Raw genomic sequence first — 23106 nt, forward strand, 5'->3', positions numbered from 1 at the left:
AGTGGCATTAGTACAGAGCGAAAAGTTATGCTAAAACAGGACTGAGAGAACAATATTAGTCGGTAAACGGGGGTTGTGTTGTTCGAATCTGCTCTCTGGTTGAATCCGATAGACGGTGACAACCCGTCCGGCGAAAGCCTGCGGAATGACGGACGATTCCACGAACTCGAACGCCTCGTACAGCCCCAGATCGAAATCAGCCGAGACGAGCGCAACAACCCCGTTTCACGAACGGAAGTGCCGGTCGACTGGTCTGTCGTGCTTCGCAAATCCGAAGAGTTGCGAGCGCACGGGCGCGATCTCAGGCTGCTTGTGATCGTGACGCGTGCCCTCGCAAATGAGCGGGGGTTTGTTGGCCTTGCCGACGGATTGAAGCTGATTGCCCAAACCTTCGACATGCACTGGCAGACAATGCATCCGGAACTTCGCGACGGCCAGCCCCCCCGTGATGCGGCTCTTCGCCGCATCAATGCACTGATACAGCTTCAAAATGACAAGGACGGCTTGCTCGGCGACCTGCGCAAGATGACGTTCTTTGCTCCACGTGGCGTCAGTCCGGTGACGGGACGCGATCTGGAGCGGGGGGCAATCGACGGTCGTACCGTTATTAACGAAGCGGCGCCTGGTTTGAGTTCTGCTGAAAAGACCTCGCTTGTCAGCGAGCATGATCAATTGCTCAATCGCATACGGACCAGCTGCGCGGCATTTGCCGAACAGGCGCCTGGAGAAGCAGCAGCGCTAGCGGCCAGTGCAAGTGCTGCCGTTGCAGCTCTGGAGGCGGCGGAACAGTCGCTCAACCTGCAGATCGGTGGCGATTTGCGCGTTGGCCTGCCGGATCTGAGCCGATTTCTGCATCGCGTGTCAGCGACCCTGGAGCGTGCCAAACCCAATGCGCAACAGGAGGGCCCAAAAGAGGGCCCGTCTGGCAGCGATCGTACGCTCGCTGCCGTCAGCGCTGCGGCAGACCAGGCCCCCATCTGGCCAGCGACAGTCTTTCCCTCCCGCCTAAACTCGCGAGACGAGGTCATGCGTTGCATCGACCTTATCATCGCTTTCTACGACCGTACGGAGCCGTCAAGCCCTATTCCCCATCTGGCCCGCAGGATCAAGCGCATGGTGCCGATGGATTTTCTCGAGCTCATGGAGGACCTGGCTCCCTCCGGGCTGAAAGAATTCCGGCTTTTAGCCGGCGTTTCGGAAAGCAAGAGACCTGCCCCTGGGACAAAAGGTGACCACCAATGAGCGAAACTAAGGCGAAGGTAATAGAACGCAACAGGGCGCCTCGCGTCCAGATCGCCTATGAAGTGGAAACGTATGGCAGCCCGACCACGATCGAGTTGCCCTTCGTGATGGGCGTGATGGCTGATCTTGCCGGTGCGTCCGAAACGCCGGAGGCTCTCAAATCCGTGCGGGACAGGACCTTCGTCGAAACCGATGCGAACCGGTTCGGTCGATTCATGGAGGCGCTGAGCCCGCGGGTCAAGGCGCGGGTCAAGAACACGCTTCCTCAACCGCCTGGCGAAGAGCGGGACGAGGAACTCGCCGTCGACCTGACCTTTACGAGCATGGGGGACTTTGCGCCGGACCGGATTGCCGAACAGGTTCCGCAGCTCGCTGAACTGTTGAAGATGCGCCGCCAGCTTGAGGAACTGCTGGGCTTCATGGATGGCCGCGTCGACGCCGAAAAGCGCATCGCCCAGCTTTTGAACAACGAGCCCCTTTTAGCAAAGATCGCCGACCAGGCGATCGATGATGGCAGCAAGTTGGAGGGCTAAATCATGGCCGAACAGGAAAGAACCGCCGCTGTCGACGTCAAGGAAGCCGAAGGCGTCGATCTTCAGGAATTCAGTGATCTTCTCGAAAAGGACTTCAAGGTCAAGAAGGACGACAGCGACAAGCTGCAAACCCTTGTCAAGAATCTCGCGCTTGCAGCACGCGCTCGTTCTCAATCGACGGCGATTTCCTCGAACGCGATCAAGTCGATCAAATCGCTGATTTTCGGCATCGACAAACTTCTGACCGAGCAGGTCAACGAGGTCCTCCATGCGCCCGAAGTGCTGCAGATCGAAGGAACCTGGCGTGGTTTGTGGTATCTCGTCAACAATACCGAGACGGATCAGAAACTGAAGATCCGCGTCATGAACATATCAAAAGAAGCACTGGCCGACACGCTCGAAGACTACGAGGGTCAGATGTGGGATCAGAGTCCCATATTCAAGAAAGTCTATACGGACGAGTATTCCATGCTTGGCGGCAGCCCGTACGGCTGCCTGATCGGTGCCTACGAGTTCTCCAATCACCCAAAGGACGTCGCCCTTCTGCGCAATATGTCCGGCATTTGCGCGTCGGCGCATACGCCCTTCATCGCAGCCGCCGCCCCCCGCCTCTTCCGCATGGAAAGCTGGCAGGAACTGCCAAATCCCCAGGACCTGCAACAGATCGTCTCGTCGCCCGCCTATGCGTCCTGGCAGTCGCTGCGTGAGAGTGAGGATTCGCGTTACATCGGGCTGACGATGCCCCGGGTCCTTGCGCGCCTGCCTTACGGTGCGGAAACCGTTCCGGTAAAGGGCTTCGCCTTCGAGGAGGACGTACAGGGCAATCATCATCGCTACGCGTGGATGAACGCTGCCTTCCCCATGGGGGTCAATATCAATCGAAGCCACAAGCTGTTTGGCTGGGGCACGCAAATTCGCGGCGTCGAGAACGGTGGAGCGGTCATCAACCTTCCGGTTCACAATTTCCCGACCGACGATGGTACGGTCGCGATGAAATGCCCGACCGAGGTCGCCATCGACGATCGCCGCGAGGCTGAGCTTGCCAAGCTTGGGCTCATGCCGATCCTCCATCGGAAGAACACCGACATCGCGGCCTTCATCGGTGCGCATTCGCTACAGGACGACGAGACGCGTGCCGGGCGGCTGGTCGATCCCGATGCACAGGCCAATGAGCGCCTGAGCGCAAATCTGCCCTATCTTTTCCCGGTCTCGCGTTTCGCCCATTACCTGAAGGCAATCGCCCGCGACAAAATCGGCTCGTTCAAGGAGCGGTCCGACATGCAGATCTGGCTGACGGAGTGGATCAACCGCTACGTCCTTGCCAACCCTGCCTTTGCCGACGACAAGGCCCGCGCCAAGCGGCCCCTGGCTGCGGCGGAGGTTCAGGTCGACAGCGTCGAAGGCCGTCCGGGATGGTATAATGCTCGGTTTTATCTGCGGCCCCATTATCAGTTGGAAGGCATCAACGCGTCGCTGCGCCTCGTATCGGAGCTGCCGTCGACGAAGACCTGAATTCACAAGGGAACGGGAGGTTATCCATGAAAATTGACGGTTTTCTCAAGGTGCCCGACATTACGGGACCGAGCGTACGTGATGGCCACGAAGACGAGATCGAAATCCACGGCGTGGAGTTTGAAATGGTCGGTCCTTACGATCCCAACTCACTTTCGCGACGAGGTCGCGTCAGTCTGGGCATGATCACGTTCATCAAGCATTACGACAAATCCTCGCCGTATCTGAAGAAGGCGCTTTTCGACAACACGCTTCTCGATGAGGTCAAGTTCTCGGCGCGTAGAACGATCGAAGGCGAGACGAGCGATTATCTGGTCGTTACGCTGAAGGAGGCTTCGGTCACCAAGTACAATATGATGCCAAGCGAGGACGAGCCCGATCTCATCGAAGAGCGCGTCGGCTTCGCCTACAAGAACATCACGTTCAACTACGACGACAAGGACGAGGTCGAAATGGATGTCTATGTCGGCAAGTGACGGCTGGCGAAAGGAATTTGGAAGGGAGTCGAGGCCCCTTGGCGGGCACCAGCGCGCAACCCGCGAAACGATCCAGCCGTCTTTGTGGGATCGCCTGGTCAATGACCTGCCGGGGCTCAGCTCCGAAATCAAAGATCTGCGGCAGATGCTGCAAGGCGACACAGACGCAGAGCGGCTGGACGCAATGGTGGCTGGCGGCGTCAGGGAAGTTGAATCTGCGACGGATCTCAGCATCGAGCAGAAAAAGAACATCCATCGTCTGCTTTCCCTGGAACGTCGTCGCATAGAACTCGAAAGTCGCGGCGTGGTCGTATCGACCGATGTGCTTCGCGAGGCGGTGCGGCGCGACATTGAGGCGCTTTTCAATGTGCAACGCTTCGAATCCTCGCCCCTCTTGACCGATGCAGAGGCCGACCAGGCCGGCGACAACCCTCCATCGCTTGAGGATTTCCCTCTGGTTCGCCGCAGTGTCGTCAATTACGGGGTGCCGCCATTTTCGGGCCGCTCATCGCGCGACTTCGACCGCGAGGAACTCGCCAAAGAAATTGCCCAGGTGCTTGCGGCATTCGAGCCCCGGCTGAAGGAAAGCGCTACCAAGGTCACCGTCAGCCTTGGCGACAAGTCGGTTGGTCTCAGGATCGACATCGACGCACTGCTCCTGACGACGCCGGCACCGGAACGGCTGCGCATCCGTACCATCCTCGATCTCGACAATGGCTCGGCAAGGACCGAATTGAAGGACGCCTGAAATGGATCGCGTCTTCCTGGAATATTATGAGGAGGAACTCACCCATATTCGCGCGCTTGCCGCCGAGTTTGCCGATATGCATCCCTCGATAGCGCGCAATCTTTCACTCGATACCGTCCCGTGCCCCGACCCCTTCGTCGAACGGCTTCTTGACGGCGTCGCATTTCTGGCCGCCCGCACACGCCAGAAGGTTGACGCAGAAAGCATGCGCTATGTCCGCAGCGTGCTCGAAAACTTCTATCCGGACCTCGTCTCGCCGGCCCCAGCAACGGCCATGGCTTTGCTCAAACCCGGCCAGCAGGTTCAAACGATGCTGGCCGGTCACCTTGTGAAGCGGGGAACGCGGCTCGTTTCGAGCGTGCGGCCCGGAATTTCCACAAGGTCCATCTTCACCACGGTCCAGGACGTGACGCTCTGGCCGCTTGCAATCAGCTCCGTGACCTACATGCAGGACCGAAGCGCACTTGCGGCGGCAGGGATCGGCGCCATTGACGGAGTTCCCGGCGCCTCGGGATTGAGCATCACCGTCAATCGAACCGGCAAGGGCAAGCTCGCCGACTTGGCGCTCGATCGCCTGGACCTATACTTCAGCGAAAAGAGCAAGGCGCCGTTGCTCTTCGATACGCTGTTTGGCGCCTGCAACTGCGTTGGCGCGCGCCCGGAGGGCCGCGAGAATCCGCTAAGCCCGTTGCCTGCGCCGGAGATGGTCGGCATATCGGACGACGAGGCGCTCATGCCCCGAACGAGGGAAACCTTTGAGGGCTACCGGCTGTTACGCGAATATTTCATCGCCCCCGAGCGGTTTCACTATGCCCGTGTGACGGGCATGCGGCCGGTCGTTCGCCATTGCGGCGAGAGGCTGGAACTGGTCTTCCTGCTCCGGCGACCCGTCCCGGAGCTTACGGGCCTTACCGCGAAGGATCTCGACCTCTTCGCAACGCCGATCATCAATCTGTTCGAGCGCTCGTGCAGTGTCATCGAGCTCGATCCACGGCGGACCCGCCAGGTGCTCCACGCCGATCGGACGCGGCCGCGCGATTTCGAAATCTATCGCGCGTTGCGTGTCGAGGATGCCGATGGCGAAGGCTCCGATGCCGAGATACCGGCACTTTTCAGTCTCGGTCAGAACCGCGCAAGCGGCTGGGTCTATTATACCGAACGTCGCCCACGGCGGCCGAGCGAGGACGAGCTTCGTCAGGGACAAACCCGCACGTCCTACGTCGGAGACGACGTATTCATCACCCTCTCACGCCCGGCGCAGTCGAAAGCGACCCGACCGCCCAAGCGGATCGAGGTGACGGCCCTATGCACCAACCGCGACCTGCCGATACTGGACGACACGCCCTCTCTGACGCTCGAAAGCGGCGATCCGGTAGAGGCCGTCCAATTGCTGGGTGCGTTGCGCCAACCTTGGCCATCCATCCCGGCAATGCTGCCAGCCGGTGCCGTCGACGCCTCGAGAGCCGATGAACTCGCCTGGCGCTTTATTGCACAATTGTCGCTGAACTTTCTCAGTCTTTCGGAGGAAGGCCGCGGGGTCGACCCTCTTCATGCCCTGCTTGATCTTTATGCGCAGCGGGGAGATCCGAGCCTCTCGCGGCATGTGCGCGCCATTGCGCGGGTCGAGGCCCGACCTCTCATCGAGCGCCTGCCGATCGCTGGGCCGATGTGCTTTGCCCGCGGCAGCGACATCACGCTCCATGTCGACCAGTCGGTGCTTGCCGGGCATAGCAGTTTGCTCCTTACGGCGCTGCTCTCGAGGCTTTTTGCACGCTATGCGGCGATTAACGGATTCGTGCGCACAAGAGCGAGAATCCTGCAGAAACAGGAGGATGTGCTATGGCCGATAACGCCGGGCAACCGCTTCCTGATCTGAGGAATGACGTCGCCCAATCTGCCGAGCTGTTCGACTTTTTCGAGCTCTTGCGGCAGCTCGAAAATACCGACAGGATCTTCGGTCAGGCAGGCCCTCCGCAGCGCGAACCGGCCAGGCTCGGGCAACACATTCGGCTTGGTTTTGCCGTACAGGATGTCGCAAGGCTCGAGCCCGCCACCGAAACAGCGCCCGCCCGGGTTACGGTCGCGACTATCGGCCTGCTCGGTCCGGAAGGCCCGATGCCGCTTTATCTGACGCGCTGGGTGCTAGATCGCCTGTCGCAGCGCTGGTTTGCCGGTGCCGACATGCGCGAGGTCAGCGACACGACGTTCGTCGACTTCGTCAATGTGCTGCAACATCGCATGATCGCGCTCTTCTATCGGGCCTGGGCGGATGCGCACCCGGCCGTTCAGATCGAGCGCACCGAGGGCGGACGCATTCGTGCCATGGCGGCGGCCATGGCGGGGATCGGCCTGCGAGGCAGGGCAGACCGCGAGCCGACAGCGATCGACATGACGAAGCTCGCCCACGCCGCAGCCCTTGCCCATCAGGTCGATGGGCCCGAAAGGCTCACGCAGTTTCTCGCCGACCACTTCAAGGTTCCCATCAGGCTTCGCGAGTTTGTCGGCGTCTGGATGGACATACCGCAAAGGCTCCAGTCCCGCCTCGCCGGCGCCTACGCACAGCTTGGCCGAAGCGCGACGATCGGGCCGAGAACGTTCCAGCGACAACAGAGAATTGAGCTTTCGGTCGGACCGTTGACCCTATCCGATTACACCGCGTTTCTTCCTGGCAGCGACCGGCACAGGGCCCTTAAAACCGCAATCCGCGATCTGGTTGGAAACGGGCTCGACATCGACGTCAGGCTGGTGCTTGCAAAAGAGGAGGTTCCGGCATCGCGGCTGAGCAAGGCGCGGCTCGGACACATTGCCTGGCTCGCTCCTAAGCAGGATCGCGACGCTTCCGATTTGTGCATGCGCACACTCGTCGGCTTTCGCGCCGGTTTTGCGGAGGATTCGCCATGTCGCTGATACTCACTCTCGAACAGTCGCCGCACCAGCAGGCGGTTCGCCAGATGCGGCTCGTGGAAGGCGAGCTCGTGATCGGTCGCAGCGCCGATGCCGACTGGCGGATCGACGACCCGGACATGTATATTTCCCGCGCCCATTGCACGATTGCCTGCGTTCATGGCCGCTATGAGGTGACGGATACGTCGAGCGGGGGCCTTTTCATCGATGGATCGCGCGTCCCGCTTGGGTCGGGAAATTCCGCCCCTCTCCACGACGGGGCTAGATTGCAGCTCGGCAACTATATCGTCCGTGTCGAGGTCCAGAGCACACCCTCGGATCGCCTGCCTGAACGCCCGCCGTCTCCCGCCCCGATCAGTTTCGAGCGTGACACTTTCTTTTCCGAGCGCAGCGAAAAGGTGGAGCCTCCCCCGCGACCTGCCGGATTGCCGGACCCGTTCGAACAGCCCGCCGCGTCGGCGTTTGAGGCAGTAAATCGGCAGGAAGCCACAAAGAGCGGTCACCCATTTGATGATCCGTTCAGTCTCGATCCTCTGCCGGCCCAGAGGCAGGACGACAAGGCATTGAACCTTTTCCTGACGGGCGGGCCCGCGGATCAGCCGGTTCCTGACCGCACGGCACCCGAACAGAAGGCAAAGCCCCAATCCAGACCTGACTTGCCGCCGCAAATGCCGCCGCAGGCGAGCCCATCAACCGATGCCGGGCTGCGCGAAGCGTTTCTGCGCGGATTAGGTTTTGACGGTGATGAATTTCCAGCCGCCGATTCGATCGCGCAAATGGAGAGTTTCGGGCGGGAGTACCGGATGATGCTGGAGGGCCTGATCCATCTCCTGCGCAAGCGAGCCGAAGAAAAAGGCGAAGCCAGGATCGCGCAAACCGTTGTCGGTGCATCCGAAGTCAATCCGCTCAAATTCATGCCGACGGTCGACGATGTTATCGCGACCTTCCTCGCACAGCGCACCGTAGGTTTTCTGCCGGCGGAAGCCGCAATCAGCGGCTCCATCCGCGACTTGGCCCACCATCACGTGCGCACGTGGCGCGGGGTCCAGGCTGCGCTCGCAAGGATGATCGACCGTTTCGATCCGGCAGCGCTTGAAAGCGAGCTGAAGTCGCAATCGACATGGGACGCGGTGCTTGCAGGCGGACGGCGTGCCAAGCTCTGGGAACTTTACGAGAAGCGCTACCGCGAAATTGCCAGGAATGCATCGACGCGTTTTCTCGGCGAGATCGGCAGCGACTTCCGGGATGGCTATGAAGAGAGGGAGAAAGAATAATGCTTCACCGACGCGGCTTTCTGATGATGCTTGGCACGACAGCCTTGATTTCCGGTTGTGTGGGCGGACCGCCGAAATCCTCGACCGTAACCGTCACGGCGACGGGACAGGCGGGTATGAATCTTGCGCCGGACGGCGGTGACCGCCCGGTGACACTCCTCGTCCTCAGGCTCAAGGACGTTTCAAAATTCAACACGGCCGATGTTTTTGCTCTCCAGTCTGATCCGTCTTCCGCGCTTGGAGCCGATCTCGTCGGCGCCGATCAGTTGACGATCTCGCCCGGCGCATCGGCCTCCAAGACGGTAGCCTTCCCTCCGGAAGCGACGTTCCTCGGGGTCGTCGCATTCTTCAGGACGCCAGGCGGGCGTGTCTGGCGAAGGGCGGTACCGATCAAGCCGGAATCGACGGTAACCGCGACTGTAGCGTTGAGTAGCGGCGGCATGGCGCTCTCGCTCGCCTGAAGGGAGGGCGTTTCCCCATGACGGATACGAATAAGGTGCTCTGGTCCGAAGGGCTTTTCCTGCGGACGCAGCATTTTCAACAGCAGGATCGATATACCGAGGCGCTGATGCGCGGCGCGCTGCAGGCTGGACGGCTGCAGACGTTCGGCTTCAGATCCCTGATGCTGGATGCCGCACAGCTCGAAGCCGGCCGGGTGGCGGTCTTGTCGGCGCGCGGCATTTTCCCAGACGGCACGCCCTTTTCCATTCCCGAGACGATGGATGCGCCCGCCCCTTTGTCCATCGCCCGCGACATGGGCTCTGGATTGGTGCAGCTTGCCCTTCCGCTGGAACCGCCCGGAGGCGTGAGCTTCGATGCCGCCCATGGCGAGCCGACCGGCGCGCGCTACAAAGGCCAGATCGAGCCGATGCGCGATGCTGTCCATGGCGGCGCCGATCCGGAGGAGATCGAGATCGCCCGGCCGCAAGCCCTACTTCTGTCGCCGGCGCAAATGACCGGCGGATATACGGCGATGCCGGTCGCAAAGGTCAACGGGCTGCTCGCCGACGGGAGCGTCGCGATCGGGGAGAACTTTCTGCCGCCGGCTCTCGTGACCGGCGCGGTGGCCTTCTATGGCCAGCTCATGCAGGAAGTGATCACCGGCCTCGACCGCATTGCCGATGCGCACGGCAAGATGGTCCTCGGCGGTGCGGGCCGCAGCGTGGAAAACCTTTTAGTGCTCGATCTTGCCAACACTGCGCGGGCGCGGCTAGCACATATCCTTCCCCAGGAGGTCTTTCACCCGGCCGAGCTCTTTCTGGAGCTCAGCGGACTTGCAGGACGGATGGCGACCTACGGGTCAGGGTCGCGCCGGCTGACCGAACTGCCGACCTATGACCACATGCTGCCGGGACCCGCCTATGCCGCGCTCGCTGACACCCTACGTTCGCTGATCCTCAGCCTGCGTTACGTGGAGCCGAAATCAAGGGCACTGCCCGTTCTCAAGCATGCGACAAACGTGTGGAAGGTCCGGGTCGATAATCCCGAATTGCTGACCGCAAGCCGTATTGTCGTACGCGTCGGATGCGACATGTCGGAAGACGCGCTGCGCAAGATCTTCGTCGATCAGGTCACCGTCGGTGCAGCCGACGAGTTCGAAGCCTTGTGGAAGTCCAGGTTGCCCGGCATCCGTCTGAAGCCGCTTCATTCGCAGCCGCGCGAAATTCCCTATGATGGGGACCGCCTTTGCCTCGAGCTCGATCAGCGCAGCGAACATTGGGAATCCCTGCTGCGCTCGCCCGGCTTCGTGATTGGTGTGTCCGGCGTGTTGCCCAGTGAACCACAGGTCGACTGCTATTCGGTAAACAGGTAGCGCCATGTCAAGTGAGGATCCATTCGGTCTATCGGGCGATCACGGCCGGACGCGTATCCGGCCTCCGCCATCGTCGGGCGCAAGGCAGGTTGCCGCTGCAGCCAGCCTGGCAAGGCGGGCACGATCTCATCCGAACACATTGATCAATGCGTTCGCCAAATTGCTGGAATTTGCCCCCGAACTCGAAAGCGCCTTGCCGCCGAGCAACCCGGAAGTGCTGCGAACGAGATTGATGGATGAACTTGTGGTGGCTCGGGACGCGGCGATGGCGTCCGGTTCGGTCCTGCAGCGTGCAGACGCGGCCGCCTGGGCTGTCGCCTCGCTGCTCGACGATCTGGCGCTGAACACGCCCTGGGGTGGGGCAAGCGCGTGGCCGCGCCAGCCGCTCGTCGTCATGTTACGGGGCGATGTCGATGCCGGCGCGCAGTTTTTTGCAAGGCTGGAAGAGCTTGAACGCCATCCCGGCCGCGATAAGGAATTGCTCGAACTCCAGTATTTCTGCCTGGCGCTCGGTTTTCGCGGCAAGTATCGCGTGCCCGGCCGCGCCGGTGACCGCTCGATCAGCGCCGTTCGTGCGGGGGCAGCCCGCTTCCTCAAAGATGCCGATGCGGAGGACGCGCCGCTATCACCCCGATGGGAGGGGGTCGCTGCGGCCGACGAACCATCCCGGTTTGCGGTGCCGATCTGGGTCCTGGTTGTCGTTGCTGTCGCACTCTCGACCGCGATCTATTTGGCGCTGTCAATGCGCCTCGATACCAAGGCGGAGGGGCTTGCTGCGCTTGTGCGGGCGCTGCCACCGCCCGAGCGCGCCGAAATCTACCGGCCGGAAAAGCGCACCCCGCCGCCAAACGCGCCGCCGGTGGAGCCGGTCGTTATCGAGCTGCTGCCGGAATTCCGCGCCGCCGCCCCTGCACCGCTGCTCCCCGCCCTGAAGGGAAATGAAAACGCCTCTTCGGTCACGCTTCTCTTGCAATCAAGCACACCTGAGCTTTTCCGGTCCGCCAGACCCGAATTGACCAAGGACTTTGAACCTCTCGTTGCTTCCATTGCAACGGTTCTCAAGCAGAATGCGGAATTGATCGGTGGCGTTACGATCACCGGCCATACCGATAATGTCCCGGTCCAGGCATCCAATCCCCTGTCCAATAATCAGCGCCTTTCCGAGGCGCGCGCTGCAACCATTGCCTCGTTGCTCGCAGCTGCCGGGGTGCCGGCCGAACGGTTGAAGTCACAAGGACGCGCGGCAAGCCAGCCGCTCGCCGGCAACAATACGCGCGAGGGGCGGGCTGCCAACCGGCGCATCGAAATCCTGATTGAAAAGAGGCTCTGAGATGGCGATCTTCCGGTTCCTCTGGGCCATTGTCACGTCTCGCTGGCTCTGGACCTTCATCGGGCTCATCCTGTTGTCCCTAATCGTGTGGATCTTCGGTCCAATCGTCAGCGTCGGAGACAGTGCGCCCTTTGCGTCCGAGATCGTGCGACTGGTCATCATCGGCCTTCTGTTTCTCCTGTTCATCCTCTGGTGGATTGTGGCGCGGCGGCGTGCGGTACGCGCCAATCGCCTCTTCGTTTCCGAAATTACTCCCCAGCCTGAAGCGCCGCCAAGTCCGTCCGAAGAAGGCGTTGCCGCCGTCGGTGCAAAATTCCGCGAGGTCATGGCGGGTCTCAAACGCCAGAAGGTCGGCGGCCGAAAGTTTCTGCGCGAGATGCCCTGGTATGTCATCATCGGTCCGCCTGCGACCGGCAAGACCACAGCCCTCAGGCAATCCGGACTGAGCTTTCCGATCGATCTGACCGACGATCTGCATGGCGTTGGCGGCACGCGCAATTGCGACTGGTTCTTCACCGAGGAAGCGGTGCTGATCGACACGGCGGGGCGCTATGTTCAGCAGGAGAGCCAGCCGGAAGTCGATGCCGCCGAATGGCTGGGCTTCCTCGATCTCCTGAAGAAGCATAGGGGTCGTCGCGCCTTGAACGGCGTGATCGTGGCGCTTGGTATCGACACGCTGTCCGAAGACGATGCGGCAATCCGCATGCATGGGCGTCAGATCCGCAAACGGCTGGCGGAACTCCAGGAGCGCCTCGGGATCCGCTTGCCAGTCTATCTCATGCTGACAAAGGCCGACCTGATAAAGGGGTTCGAGAAATTCTTCGGGTCGTTGTCGACGGCAGATCGGGAACAGGTGTGGGGGGCGACCTTTGCTCCGGGCGCGCGCATCGACGGCGCCGAAGTCACCCAAGAGATTTCCACACTTGCAGGCGTGCTCGAACGGCGTCTCATCCCGCGGCTCGAAGGCGAGGAAAGTCTCGCGGACCGGGCAGAGATATTCCGGTTCCCGGCCCAAGTTGAAAGCCTTTCAGAACCTGTGCGGGTTTTGATCGAAACCGTCTTCGGCGAAAGCAAGTATGCCGAAAGCGCGTGGTTGCGGGGCATCTATGTGACGTCGGCGACCCAGGAAGGCACGGCAATCGACAGGTTGACGGCGGCGCTGGCGTCATCCTTTGGACTGCCTACCCAACCCGCCTCCCCGATGTTGCGGGTGGAGAAACGCAGCTTCTTCCTGAAGGACCTGCTGACGAAGGTGATTTTCAGGGAAGCGGGGCTCGGCACGTTCGACCCGGCGGCAGAAGAACGGCGTATCTGGATATGGCGCGGCGCAGTGGTGGCCGCGACCGCGTTCGTGGTCATCTCTACCTTGCTGTTCACCCTGTCCTATAGGCGAAACGACGCGGCTCTGGCGGCGCAAGCCGAGCAACTTGAGGGCCTGCAGCTTCCCCTCTCCCCGGTTGCCGCGCGCCAGGCACCCGTCGACCCACTCGACCTCGATCTCGGCCTCGAAGCGGCAACGGAAGTTGCCAACGCCCGCACGGACCCGCCTGGGGGCGCGGCCGCAATGATCGGACCTTCGGCTGAAGCCGCGATCCATCAGGCGCAGTCGGATGCCTATGACCGCACGCTGCGCAATATATTGGAGCCGCGCATGGTCGCTCTGCTTGAGGCGACAATGTGGCGGAAAATCCGGGATCCCGAATTCCAGCTGGGTGCGCTGAAGACCTATCGCATGATGACCGGGCTGTCGCCGATGGATCCGGACTTCGCCAAGCTATGGTGGGTCGAGACGCTGCCGGGCTCAGCACCCATACCGCCCTTCAAGACCGAAATGGCATCGGATCATCAACTTGCGGCGATCGACAATATGGCGACGGAACAGGCCTTCGTCGCCCCCGACGAAGCACTGGTGGCCGAAGCTCTGCGAACGATCTGCTCGATCCCGCTGCCTGTGCGCGCCTATAATGCGCTGCTCTCGGATCCGGAGGTCGCGGCGCTGAAGCAGTGGATTCCGGCCGACCATGTCGGCCCGAATGGCCTGAAGGTGCTGGCACGCCGCTCGGACAAGACGCTCAGGGTGGGCATCAGCGGTGCTTTCACCTATGACGGTTTTCACAACGTCATCCTCGCCCGCCTCGAAGATGTCGCCACCCAGGCCGCCCTGGACCGCTCCGTCTTTGCAGGCGGATGCTCTGAGAGCGCCAGCCCGTCGGTCGCGGCGCTTTCGCAGGACATCCTCAAGCTCTATTATGACGACTATATCGCCAAGTGGGACGGCTTCATGCGGGACGTCCGGCTTGCGCCGCTCTCTGACCTGCAGACGGCCGGTGAAAATCTCAAGGATCTTTCGAGCGCGGACTCATCCATGAAGCGTTTGCTGACCGCCATCGTGCGCGAGACGGAACTGACACGCCCCGAGGGTGACGGTGGCGGCCAGACCCCGCCGGCTGGAACATCCAAACTCCTGTCGAAGCTCGGCAAGATCGGCAAGCTTGCCTCCAAGGGCGTGAAAATGATGCCAGCAGCCGGCGCGAAGTCGGATGTGGACCTGTCGGGTGCGCTGGTTGCCGAGCATTTTAAACCGATCAAGGCCGCCGTCGTCGAGGTCGACGGCCAGCCTCCAGCGCTCAACGATGCGGTCGCAGCCCTGACTGCCCTCTCGAACATGCTCCAGACGGTCTCGGCAAGCCCGGATGCCCAGGACGCCATGAAACGGCAAGGTGGCCTGGCGGAATTGACCGGGGCGGTGGCAAAACAGGCCGTTACCCTTCCCGATCCGCTGGACGACTGGCTGGCGGGACTGGCTGGCGATACCAGTGAGCTGGCGACCGGCGCGGTCACTTCGGAGCTGAACGCAATCTGGCGCGCCGATGTGCTTCCCTTTTGTCAGGCGGCATTGACCAACCGATATCCCTTCGTCCCCGACAGTCCAATCGATGTCACGGTGGTCGACTTCCAGCGCGTCTTCGGCCCCGGCGGACTGATCGACAATTTCACCAACAACAACCTCGTCAACTATATCGACACGACCAGCCATCCCTGGAAATGGCGCTCCGACATCAAGCTCGATCCCGCACCGCTCGTGGCGCTGGAGCAAGCCCGCTTGATCCGTGACAGCCTGTTTCCCGGTGGTGCGGGACCGATCCTGACCTTCACGCTTGAGCCGAAGGATCTTTCGCCCACCGTCAGCCGCGTGACCCTGAACGTCGACGGGCAGAGTCTGTCCTATTTCAACAACCCGACCCGCCCACAACAAATGACCTGGCCGGGCAAGGATGGCACCGGCGTGATCATCCTCTCCTTTCAGCCGATCGACGGCTCACCCGAAGTCATGGCAAGCGAGACCGGGAGCTGGGCCTTCCTGCGAATGCTGCGCGCCGGCCGGCTCACCGGAACCAATCTTGCCGAGCTTTTCAAACTGCGGCTCGCCGCCCAGAGCTATTATGCCGATTTCGAGCTCAGGGCGGGGAGTGTTGCCAATCCCTTCGACCTGAAGATGTTTGCGAGGTTTTCGTGCCCGACGCAGCTTTGATCCTGCCAGGATTTTTCGGAAAGTTGCCGGCGATGGGGGACTTCGTCACCCGCCGCCTGCCTGCCTCCTTCGTCGGGCGGTGGGATCGCTGGATCAGCCGGCATCTGGTTCACCGGTTCTCGCTTGGGCCGATGGAGAACGTTCCGGTCTTGCGATTTCTGCTGGGCAGCGACACATTCGGTCCGATGACGGGCGTGATCCTGGCGAGCGCCGACCGCGCAGGGCGCCGCTTTCCGCTGACCATTGCAGCGATGCCGCCCCTTGCCTCTCTCGATATCGTAAGGCTTGCCGCAGGCTGGTTCGATCAGTTGGAAGCGACAGGGACGTCGGCGAGAGACGATACGATGGATAGCGACGCGCTGGCCGCTTGCCTCGCGGCGCTGCCTTACCCGGCGGTCGGAGGGAGCGACGGCCCGGTTGGCGGCATGATATTCTGGACGTGGGATTGCGAGGCAATAGAAGTCGACCCCGATGCGCCTGAAACAAAGCTTGGCCTGTTTTTCCCCGGCGCTCAGGATGCCACCTGATGCAGATCTGGAACCAGACCGGCTATCCGACCGAGTTCACGATGGGCATGGACAAGGCCGGCCACGAATACATAGTCGTTGTCGTAAAGGGGACCTTTGACTTCCCCGAGGAAGCGGGTGGTTCGGTCCAAAAATCTTCCGTTCAGGTACCGCTGGTTATGGCCGACACGCATACCGGCGCACCAGGCTTTTCGGCTACACTTTGGGAGTCCGATTTCGCGTTCCGCAAGCCGCGTTGTGATGTCATCGCCAATGGGTGCGCCTATGCTCCGGCCGGCCGGCCGGCCGAACGCGTCACAGTCGGCGTTAAACTCGGGCAATGGTCAAAGGTGTTCGAAGTGCTCGGACATCGCGAGTGGCGGGCGCTGGGGCCTCTCTTTGTTGCTTCCGCCGCGCAGCCCTTTCTACGCCAGCCCTTCTCCTATGACACGGCATGGGGTGGGGTCGACCGCCTTGACCCAGAGGACAAACTGCCCGCGAGCTACAGGCAAAACCCCTTCGGTACCGGGTGGGCGCGCACTGGCAATCAACGTCTCATTCCCGGGCTGCGGTTGCCCAATACCCAGGCCATCGGCGAAGACATTCGCTCGCCCTTCGGCACTTACACCCCGATGAGCTTCGGCCCTTATTGCCGGGCCTGGCCCGGTAGGATCGAGTTCGGTGGCACCTACGACCAGAACTGGATCGACAATGTCTTCCCGTTCTTGCCTAGCGATTTCGACGAGCGATATTTCCAGATGGCGCCTTCCGACCAGCAGATAGAATTCCCGAGGGGGGGCGAGGATGTGGTCATCGTCAATCTGACCCCATCGGGACGTGAAAGCTTTCGGCTGCCGGCCACCCCCCTGGCGATCACGTTGTTCAAGGGCAGCGAAAGAGCATTCGAGAACACAATATTGCCCGATACCGTATTGTTTGACATGGAAAACAGGCGCTTTTCGTTGGTCTGGCGCGTGTCGCAGCGCATCCACAGAACGATCCTCGACTTCTCCGAATGCTGGGTTGGTTCACCGACAAGGGGCATGCTGAGGGCAAGGGCTGCCGGCAAGCGCTATGTCCGGACCTTTGAGCGGCCGGCCCGCTTCCAGATGGAGGAAGACGCCCAATGAGCGCCATGCTGGATATTGTGTCAATCGGTATGGTGACGGCGGTAGGTCTTGATGCGTCGTCCTCGTGCGCCGCAATGCGAGCAAAGCTCGACGGTTTTCAAGAGACACAGTTTGTTGGCTCGAGCAGTGAATGGGTTGTCGGAGCTCCAGTGCCGCTTCCGCACAACTGGATCGGGGAAGAGCGGATGGCTCGCATGGCAGCCGCTGCGATATCAGAATCCCTCGCGCAAGCGCCCGGAGCACGGGAGCAAGCCGTGCTGCTTCTGTGCCTTGCCGAGGAAAGTCGCCCGGGTCGCCCCTACGGTAAAGGATCGGCTTTGCTTGACCGAATAGCGGCTATCATCAATTTCGAGCCGCGAGCCGGCTCACAAATCGTCGCTCATGGTCGTCCATCGGGGCATGTCGCTCTCAATCTTGCCCGCAAGATTTTGGCCTCCAACCAAGAGCGTTTCGTTGTGATTGCCGGTATCGACAGCTATCTAACCAAAGCAGCCATTTCCGAATACCTAAGCGCGGAGCGGTTGCTAACACCGGACAATCCCAACGGCTTTATCCCCGGCGAGGCCGCTGCCGCGGTTCTGTGCTGCAAGGCCGGCAGCAACCCATTTCAGCTTCTTGGTCTTGGCCTCACGCATGAGCGAGCCCCAATCTACAATTCCAGTGATTTGCCGATGCGCGGCGATGGAATGACTGATGCCTATCGTCTTGCTCTCGAAGAAACTGAAATCGACATGAACAACATTGGTTATCGTATCTCCGACCTAATAGGTGAACAATATTGGTTCAAGCAGAGTGCCCTAGCGAGCCTGCGCTTGCTACGCGGCCGCCACGAATTTCAAGACCTATGGTCTCCCGCAGAGTCGTTAGGCAACATCGGCGCCGCGGTCGTACCTGTGATGCTTGGGATGGCTTGGATGGCTGCCAGAAAGGGTTATGCCGCCAGCAACCCAGTTCTCATCGAAGCATCCAGCGACGCCGGTATTTGCGGCGCAGCGGTTCTTGCCGCCGGAGCTACGCGATGACGGTTTTTGCAAATGGCCTCGAAGTGGCCTGCAAAGCGCAGGCGAACAAAGTTCTTGCTGCATTCCCTTACGTTTGCTTCACGCCGCCCCAGACGCCAGCCACACCGCCTGGCGTCCCAGTGCCGTATCCGACCTTCGGGATGGACGGCGATACCGATAACGGCACGTCCACAGTCAAGATTGGCGGACAAACTGTTACTCAGAAGAATAAATCGTACTACACAAAATGCTCTGGTAATGAGGCGGGCTGCGCTCCGAAAAAGAACCTGATCACGTCCGTCAACACCGGAAAGGAATATGCCCACGCTTGGTCAGGCAACGTTCGAATGGATGGTGAACCTGTTAGCCGGTTCACAGACATTTCGAGTAACGATCACGCTTCCCCGACCGGAGGAGGTCCTCCCTGGCCGAAAATCGCCAGCCTTGACCTAGGACTCGGGAACTGCGTCGCCATACTGCAGAACATAGGACTCAATATTCACAAACACGGACATAAGGGTAAGGCGTGCAATCCCCAAGGCAGAGATCCGCCCCTAAGGCAATCTGATCACATTATGCAGAATCGTTGCTTCACGTCCGGTGGCCGCACAGGTTACCTCTCGAACTGGCCAAACTACACGGAGTATTCCGCCCCTTGCGTTTGTCTCAACGATGGGACATCGCCAACCTCCGAACACGGGCGGAAATCGCAGAAGCAGAAAGCGTATGCCGCACGCTGGCGCAGCGGCGGCAAAACGACCGTTAAATTTTCTACAGTAAAAAGGAACAACATGGATGCCATGAAGTCGGCGTGCAAACGCCTTGCTAAGAACCAAGCCGCACTTGCCTGCCTGTCAGAAATCATCGATATCTACTTCATGCATGCTGCCGGCGTTTCCACAAAGGAAGAGCTAAACGCAATGGACTGCGCTGTACCGGGTTAAAATGATGTCCGACTCTGACCTTACAACGACGGTAACCGCCATCGAGCTGCTCGACAATCAGACGCTTCACGTACTTGTCACGACGAACGACATTCGCGACAACTACGTGTCGGAACTGCGAAGATTGAGCGGTCCTCGTTTTGAAGCAGTGGAGGTTCTCTTTCGCCGAACCGAATGGCTGACTGGGTTCACCAGCCCTAGCCGCGAAGTTAGCTACATCGCACGCTGGGACAACACGATCTACGTTGTCGGAACTCAAAACCAAAGAGCCGTTGACCGCCCCTGCGAAGCAATTACTCGTGTTGTCAGTGGTCCCGATGGCCAGGTCTTCGCCACTTGCTATTGGGGGCTGATTCAGTGGCTTCGAAACGGTCAGTGGCAGTCTATAGACTTCGGCCGCGAGGTGGATTTATTTCATGTTTTACCGACAGGTAGTAACGAGTTTTATGTATGTGGAGCAGAAGGTAGCCTAGCGCAGTGGTCGAATGGCAATGTTGCTTTCTTTGAACTTCCTACTGACGCTGCGCTATTTGCTCTCGCGCAGGATACCAATGGCAAGATCATCGTAGGTGGCGAGGGGATCTTATTTCGAGGCGGAGGCACAATTTGGGATGCTGTTGATGTCAGCGAGACCACATTCCACCATGCCCGACGTCATGGATCGGCCATAAACCTTGGCGGGGGCGAAAACGGATTGTACAGGCTTTCCGACAGCAATCTCCTACAGGTCAACGGGGATATTCTTGCCTATTATGTGGCCGACTTCGGAGATCTGATAGCTACATGCGGAGCCAACAAAGTCTGGATTATTGACGGCAATACCACCTACGCAATTACTTTTGACCATCTTTTCTAAAGTCTTGGTCTTTCTGGCCACCGAAGTCACTAAGGGCGCTTAGGAGAATGATTTGCCAACAAATATGCACGCACTTTCTCAAGATCCAGTTCCTTGATCCGTGGCGCCTCTTTCACCGAGAGCATTCGCACCACGAATAGCTCACCTGCCTCCGGAAATTCATGATAACGTTCCTGCGCGACCCTTAACCCATCATCTCCCGCCACGCGTAGTCCGTCCAGATGAGCCTCCAGCCTCTCAACCAATCGGGCAAGGCGCTCCTCATCCATATCCGGATTTTCGTCCGGATGGAGCAGATGATAATCGTAGACGGTCCACAAAAACGCAGCCATCTCGGCATGCTGGCGGATGATTTCGCGAAGAACGGGGACGGCCGGCATCAGTTGAGGTTCACCGATCCACCGCGGATGCGGTTGGCGGCGCTGGCATGGCTCGTCACATACGTGCCCCGGATGGTGATGTGACCATCCTTCTCCATGATGATCGTCGCCTTGCCACAGCGAAGCTCGATGCGCTCCTGGGCGGTGATCTGCACACGCTCACCGTCCCGGATCACATGTGGCATCGGCGACCTGCGCGCCGGGTCGACGATGCGTCCGACGATCAGCGGTCGCAAGGCGTCTCCGCCTTCAAAGAGCAGGGCAACTTCCGATCCGACCATGGCCGGGGTCAACTCGGCGAGGCTTCGCGCGCGCAAGGCAACATCCTGAGGGTTACCGGGAAAAACGACGAGCGGCACACCTGCATCTAAACCCAGCAGCAGGCCGATGACCACGCCCTCGATACGCTCCATAACATCGGACATAGGCCGTTCCTCAATTCTGGTTGATCTTGCTGCCCTTCCAGGTGACTTCTCCCGAAGCCTTGCCATTGAACTTGCCCGAGGCGTTGATCGAAATGTCCTTGCCTTCGATCGAGATCGTGCCGTCCTTCTTCATTGCAATGCTTGCCGAGCCACATTTGATGACGACCGAGTCTGCCGCTTCGATCAGAAGGTCCTTCCCAATCTTGATCGCTCCGTCCTCGCCGACCTCGACCAGACTGCCTTTGGCGACCTTCACCGCCCGGCTGCCACCGATTTCCGTCGAATCGTCGTCGCCGATCTTGGCGCTGCGAGCCTTGCCGATGCTGCTTGCCTGTGCGCCGCCGATCGACACGCTCTGGTCGGAGCCGACATTCCAGCTGTCGGAGGCGCCGATGTCGTGGCTCTGGGCCGCGCCGACGCTGACCGATCGGCTTGTACCAATGGTGTTCAATTGGGCCGCGCCGACCGATCGTGTCTCCGCCGCACCGACCGTGTCAACGCGTGCAGCCCCAACCGTCACCGTCTGGACGATGGCGACGGTCTGGGTGTGATTGGCGCCGATTGTCTCGGTCGAGTTCGAGCCGATACTGATCGTCTCGTTGGCGCCCACCGTCAGAGATCGATTGACCCCCACCGTCTCGGTATCGTTCGATCCGATATTAACAGTGCGGTGGACGCCCACCTTGGTCGTCTTGTTGTTGCCGACATCCTCGTCGAGGTTCACACCGACGGAGTGCTTGGCATTGTTGTCGATGCGGTCCGACTGGTCGTGCTGGACGAGCTTGCTGCGATCGTGCTTGATCAAAAGATTGTGATCCTTCTGAGCCTGGAAATAGACCTCCTCCGACCCGGCCTTGTCTTCGAAACGCAATTCATTCCAACCACCGCCCCCCGGCGAGGAATTCGTCTTCAATCCGGATTGCGTGGCATGTCCCGGCAACTCGTAGGGCGGCATTTCCTTGCCGTTATAGACCCTGCCGGTGATGATGGGCCGGTCAGGATCCCCCTCGAGGAAGTCAACGATTACTTCCTGGCCAATCCGAGGGATCTGGATAAAGCCCCAGCCGGCACCGCTCCAGGTCTGCGACACGCGCACGAAACAGGAACTGTTCTGGTCCTTCTTGCCGAGGCGATCCCAGTGAAACTGGACTTTCACGCGTGCATACTTGTCTGTGAAGATCTCCTCGCCCGCAGGACCGACCACGGTCGCTGTCTGCGGCCCGCGCATGACCGGCCGGATCGTGGTGCGAGGCGGCCGATAACTGATGGAGGTCGGAGCGACCTGAAACATCGCCCGGAAGGTTTCTTCCCTTGCATCGGCGGCGGGGCGGTAGCCGGGGTCGAACAGACGGTAATCTGCGCGAAGCACGACATATTCCGCGTTCTGATCCTTGCGAGGAAAATTTTCAAGCTTGAACCTGCAACCCGAGGCAAGGCCGCGTACGGTGCCGGCGGCCGCGATCCGTTGATGCGCCGCCTGAATTTCCTCCCGCCGCACGACGGCCACTGCATCACCGCGGCTGACCGTCAAATGTGCACCGGGATGGCGATAATGCTCGCCCTGTGCCTCCGCGTGAGAGAAAGGTTGCGCCGATTGCGTCATGAGGTCGGCGCCCGGCTTGGTGAAATCGTAGTCCGTGTGGGCGAAGGTGCCCGGCAGGACAGAACTGGTCGCAACCCAGTCCGTCATATATTCCTCGTCCCGGCGCACGGGATCGCCCTCGGCCCGGAACTTGACGCTCTCATAGCCTCGTGCCGGCTTCAGTTTGTTCATGGCGTCCGCAAGCACGAGTGTGTGTTCACCCTCGTCATACTCGAAGAAGTACATGATGCCTTCGTGCTCGAGCAGCCGCTGCACGAAGTCGAGGTCGGTTTCGTCATATTGCACGCAATATTCCCGCGCCTCGTAGGAACCCTGCAACCGCTTCTCGAATTTTGCCCCCTTGTACTTCGAAAAGACCTTCTCGACGATTTCGACGACGCTCATATTCTGGAAGATGCGGCAATCCGTGCTGTTGCCGAGCAGCCAAAGCCAAGGCCGCATCTCTGCCTCGTAGTAGGCGAACCTTTCCTCGATGCGCGTCAGGCGAAAGTCAGTGACGAGTCCGCTGAACCAGCGTTTCTTGTCTCCGCCTTCCCCTTCCACCGATAGGGGTTTTCCAAGCAGCTTGAGTGCGTCGACATTCTCGTCAGAACTGATGAAGCCCACCATGAAGGCAAAACACCGACTGACCTCGTCGCGGCCGATGAGATGCGTGAACGTCAGCGCTTCGGATCCGAGCGGCGTCTGGACGGTTGTCTTGCGATCATCAGCCATGCGGAGAATGCCCCTGTCTCGTGACGCCGGCGATCCTGATGGAGAAGCCTAGCATAAAGGCCCGTCGCTCCGGAAGTGACATCGACATTGCAGCAGGCCAGCGCCTATCGAGTGGTGGTCGAGGACGGCAAGACGCGCCCGGAAGGCGAGGATCGGTATGACCAGCACAATCGGACCGGCGCG

The 23106-nt window shown here is 60.4% G+C and carries 20 protein-coding genes; 17 read left to right on the forward strand and 3 right to left on the reverse strand.

The genetic code is table 11. From position 1 onward, the window contains the following. Positions 1-78 precede the first annotated feature (78 nt). The 17 genes from ACD590_RS32260 to ACD590_RS32340 are packed head-to-tail and all read left to right on the forward strand — an operon-like array spanning position 79 to position 19801. Positions 79-1242: an ImpA family type VI secretion system protein gene (locus tag ACD590_RS32260; RefSeq protein ID WP_439004185.1), complete on the forward strand. Its 1164-nt coding sequence runs from the start codon at positions 79-81 to the stop codon at positions 1240-1242. Then, entirely contained in the window at positions 1239-1775 is a 537-nt protein-coding gene (tssB, locus tag ACD590_RS32265; RefSeq protein ID WP_130767082.1) for a type VI secretion system contractile sheath small subunit, read from the forward strand. Before ACD590_RS32260 ends, tssB begins: the two co-directional genes overlap by 4 nt. A 3-nt stretch (positions 1776-1778) precedes the next feature. Beyond that, positions 1779-3287, forward strand: a complete 1509-nt coding sequence (gene tssC, locus ACD590_RS32270; RefSeq protein WP_130698289.1) for a type VI secretion system contractile sheath large subunit — start codon at positions 1779-1781, stop codon at positions 3285-3287. Between the two features lie 26 nt (positions 3288-3313). Then, complete coding sequence (locus ACD590_RS32275) at positions 3314-3763, forward strand: Hcp family type VI secretion system effector (RefSeq protein WP_065277759.1); 450 nt, start codon at positions 3314-3316, stop codon at positions 3761-3763. Beyond that, complete coding sequence (gene tssE, locus ACD590_RS32280; protein ID WP_065277760.1) at positions 3750-4511, forward strand: type VI secretion system baseplate subunit TssE; 762 nt, start codon at positions 3750-3752, stop codon at positions 4509-4511. The genes ACD590_RS32275 and tssE overlap by 14 nt, the downstream gene beginning before the upstream one ends. Position 4512: 1 nt before the next feature. Further along, positions 4513-6387: a type VI secretion system baseplate subunit TssF gene (gene tssF, locus ACD590_RS32285; RefSeq protein ID WP_439004186.1), complete on the forward strand. Its 1875-nt coding sequence runs from the start codon at positions 4513-4515 to the stop codon at positions 6385-6387. Beyond that, the gene (tssG, locus tag ACD590_RS32290; RefSeq protein ID WP_131605567.1) at positions 6351-7418 is read left to right on the forward strand and encodes a type VI secretion system baseplate subunit TssG; all 1068 of its coding nucleotides are present in this window, start codon (positions 6351-6353) and stop codon (positions 7416-7418) included. The genes tssF and tssG overlap by 37 nt, the downstream gene beginning before the upstream one ends. After that, positions 7409-8689, forward strand: coding sequence for a type VI secretion system-associated FHA domain protein TagH (gene tagH, locus ACD590_RS32295; RefSeq protein ID WP_439004187.1), 1281 nt, complete (start codon positions 7409-7411; stop codon positions 8687-8689). Before tssG ends, tagH begins: the two co-directional genes overlap by 10 nt. Next, a complete protein-coding gene (tssJ, locus tag ACD590_RS32300) occupies positions 8689-9150 on the forward strand; it encodes a type VI secretion system lipoprotein TssJ (protein WP_131605569.1) in 462 nt (153 codons plus the stop codon). The genes tagH and tssJ overlap by 1 nt, the downstream gene beginning before the upstream one ends. Before the next feature lie 17 nt (positions 9151-9167). After that, complete coding sequence (gene tssK, locus ACD590_RS32305) at positions 9168-10502, forward strand: type VI secretion system baseplate subunit TssK (protein WP_131605570.1); 1335 nt, start codon at positions 9168-9170, stop codon at positions 10500-10502. A gap of 4 nt (positions 10503-10506) precedes the next feature. Then, positions 10507-11832 (forward strand): type IVB secretion system protein IcmH/DotU, encoded by a 1326-nt coding sequence (gene icmH / locus ACD590_RS32310; protein ID WP_439004188.1) that lies wholly within the window; start codon positions 10507-10509, stop codon positions 11830-11832. A gap of 1 nt (position 11833) precedes the next feature. After that, the gene (gene tssM / locus ACD590_RS32315; protein ID WP_439004189.1) at positions 11834-15364 is read left to right on the forward strand and encodes a type VI secretion system membrane subunit TssM; all 3531 of its coding nucleotides are present in this window, start codon (positions 11834-11836) and stop codon (positions 15362-15364) included. Then, positions 15346-15891 carry a type VI secretion system-associated protein TagF gene (gene tagF, locus ACD590_RS32320; RefSeq protein WP_439004190.1) on the forward strand — a complete coding sequence of 182 codons (546 nt, stop codon included), beginning with the start codon at positions 15346-15348 and terminating at the stop codon, positions 15889-15891. The genes tssM and tagF overlap by 19 nt, the downstream gene beginning before the upstream one ends. Further along, positions 15891-17000 (forward strand): DUF2169 family type VI secretion system accessory protein, encoded by a 1110-nt coding sequence (locus ACD590_RS32325; protein WP_439004191.1) that lies wholly within the window; start codon positions 15891-15893, stop codon positions 16998-17000. Before tagF ends, ACD590_RS32325 begins: the two co-directional genes overlap by 1 nt. After that, a complete protein-coding gene (locus tag ACD590_RS32330; protein WP_439004192.1) occupies positions 16997-18022 on the forward strand; it encodes a 3-oxoacyl-ACP synthase in 1026 nt (341 codons plus the stop codon). The genes ACD590_RS32325 and ACD590_RS32330 overlap by 4 nt, the downstream gene beginning before the upstream one ends. Further along, the gene (locus ACD590_RS32335) at positions 18019-18945 is read left to right on the forward strand and encodes a PAAR-like domain-containing protein (protein ID WP_439004193.1); all 927 of its coding nucleotides are present in this window, start codon (positions 18019-18021) and stop codon (positions 18943-18945) included. The genes ACD590_RS32330 and ACD590_RS32335 overlap by 4 nt, the downstream gene beginning before the upstream one ends. A gap of 4 nt (positions 18946-18949) precedes the next feature. Then, on the forward strand, positions 18950-19801 hold the full coding sequence (locus ACD590_RS32340; RefSeq protein ID WP_439004194.1) for a hypothetical protein: 852 nt from the start codon (positions 18950-18952) through the stop codon (positions 19799-19801). Between the two features lie 29 nt (positions 19802-19830). Here ACD590_RS32340 and ACD590_RS32345 read toward each other — a convergent pair whose 3' ends face one another. The 3 genes from ACD590_RS32345 to ACD590_RS32355 are packed head-to-tail and all read right to left on the reverse strand — an operon-like array spanning position 19831 to position 22923. After that, on the reverse strand, positions 19831-20181 hold the full coding sequence (locus ACD590_RS32345; RefSeq protein ID WP_439004195.1) for a hypothetical protein: 351 nt from the start codon (positions 20179-20181) through the stop codon (positions 19831-19833). After that, complete coding sequence (locus tag ACD590_RS32350; RefSeq protein ID WP_065277772.1) at positions 20181-20606, reverse strand: DUF6484 domain-containing protein; 426 nt, start codon at positions 20604-20606, stop codon at positions 20181-20183. Before ACD590_RS32350 ends, ACD590_RS32345 begins: the two co-directional genes overlap by 1 nt. A 10-nt stretch (positions 20607-20616) precedes the next feature. Beyond that, positions 20617-22923: a type VI secretion system Vgr family protein gene (locus tag ACD590_RS32355; protein WP_439004196.1), complete on the reverse strand. Its 2307-nt coding sequence runs from the start codon at positions 22921-22923 to the stop codon at positions 20617-20619. Positions 22924-23106 lie beyond the last annotated feature (183 nt).

Origin of the sequence: Rhizobium sp. 862_C5_N1_2 (assembly GCF_051811205.1) — a bacterium.
GTDB lineage: Bacteria > Pseudomonadota > Alphaproteobacteria > Rhizobiales > Rhizobiaceae > Rhizobium > Rhizobium leguminosarum.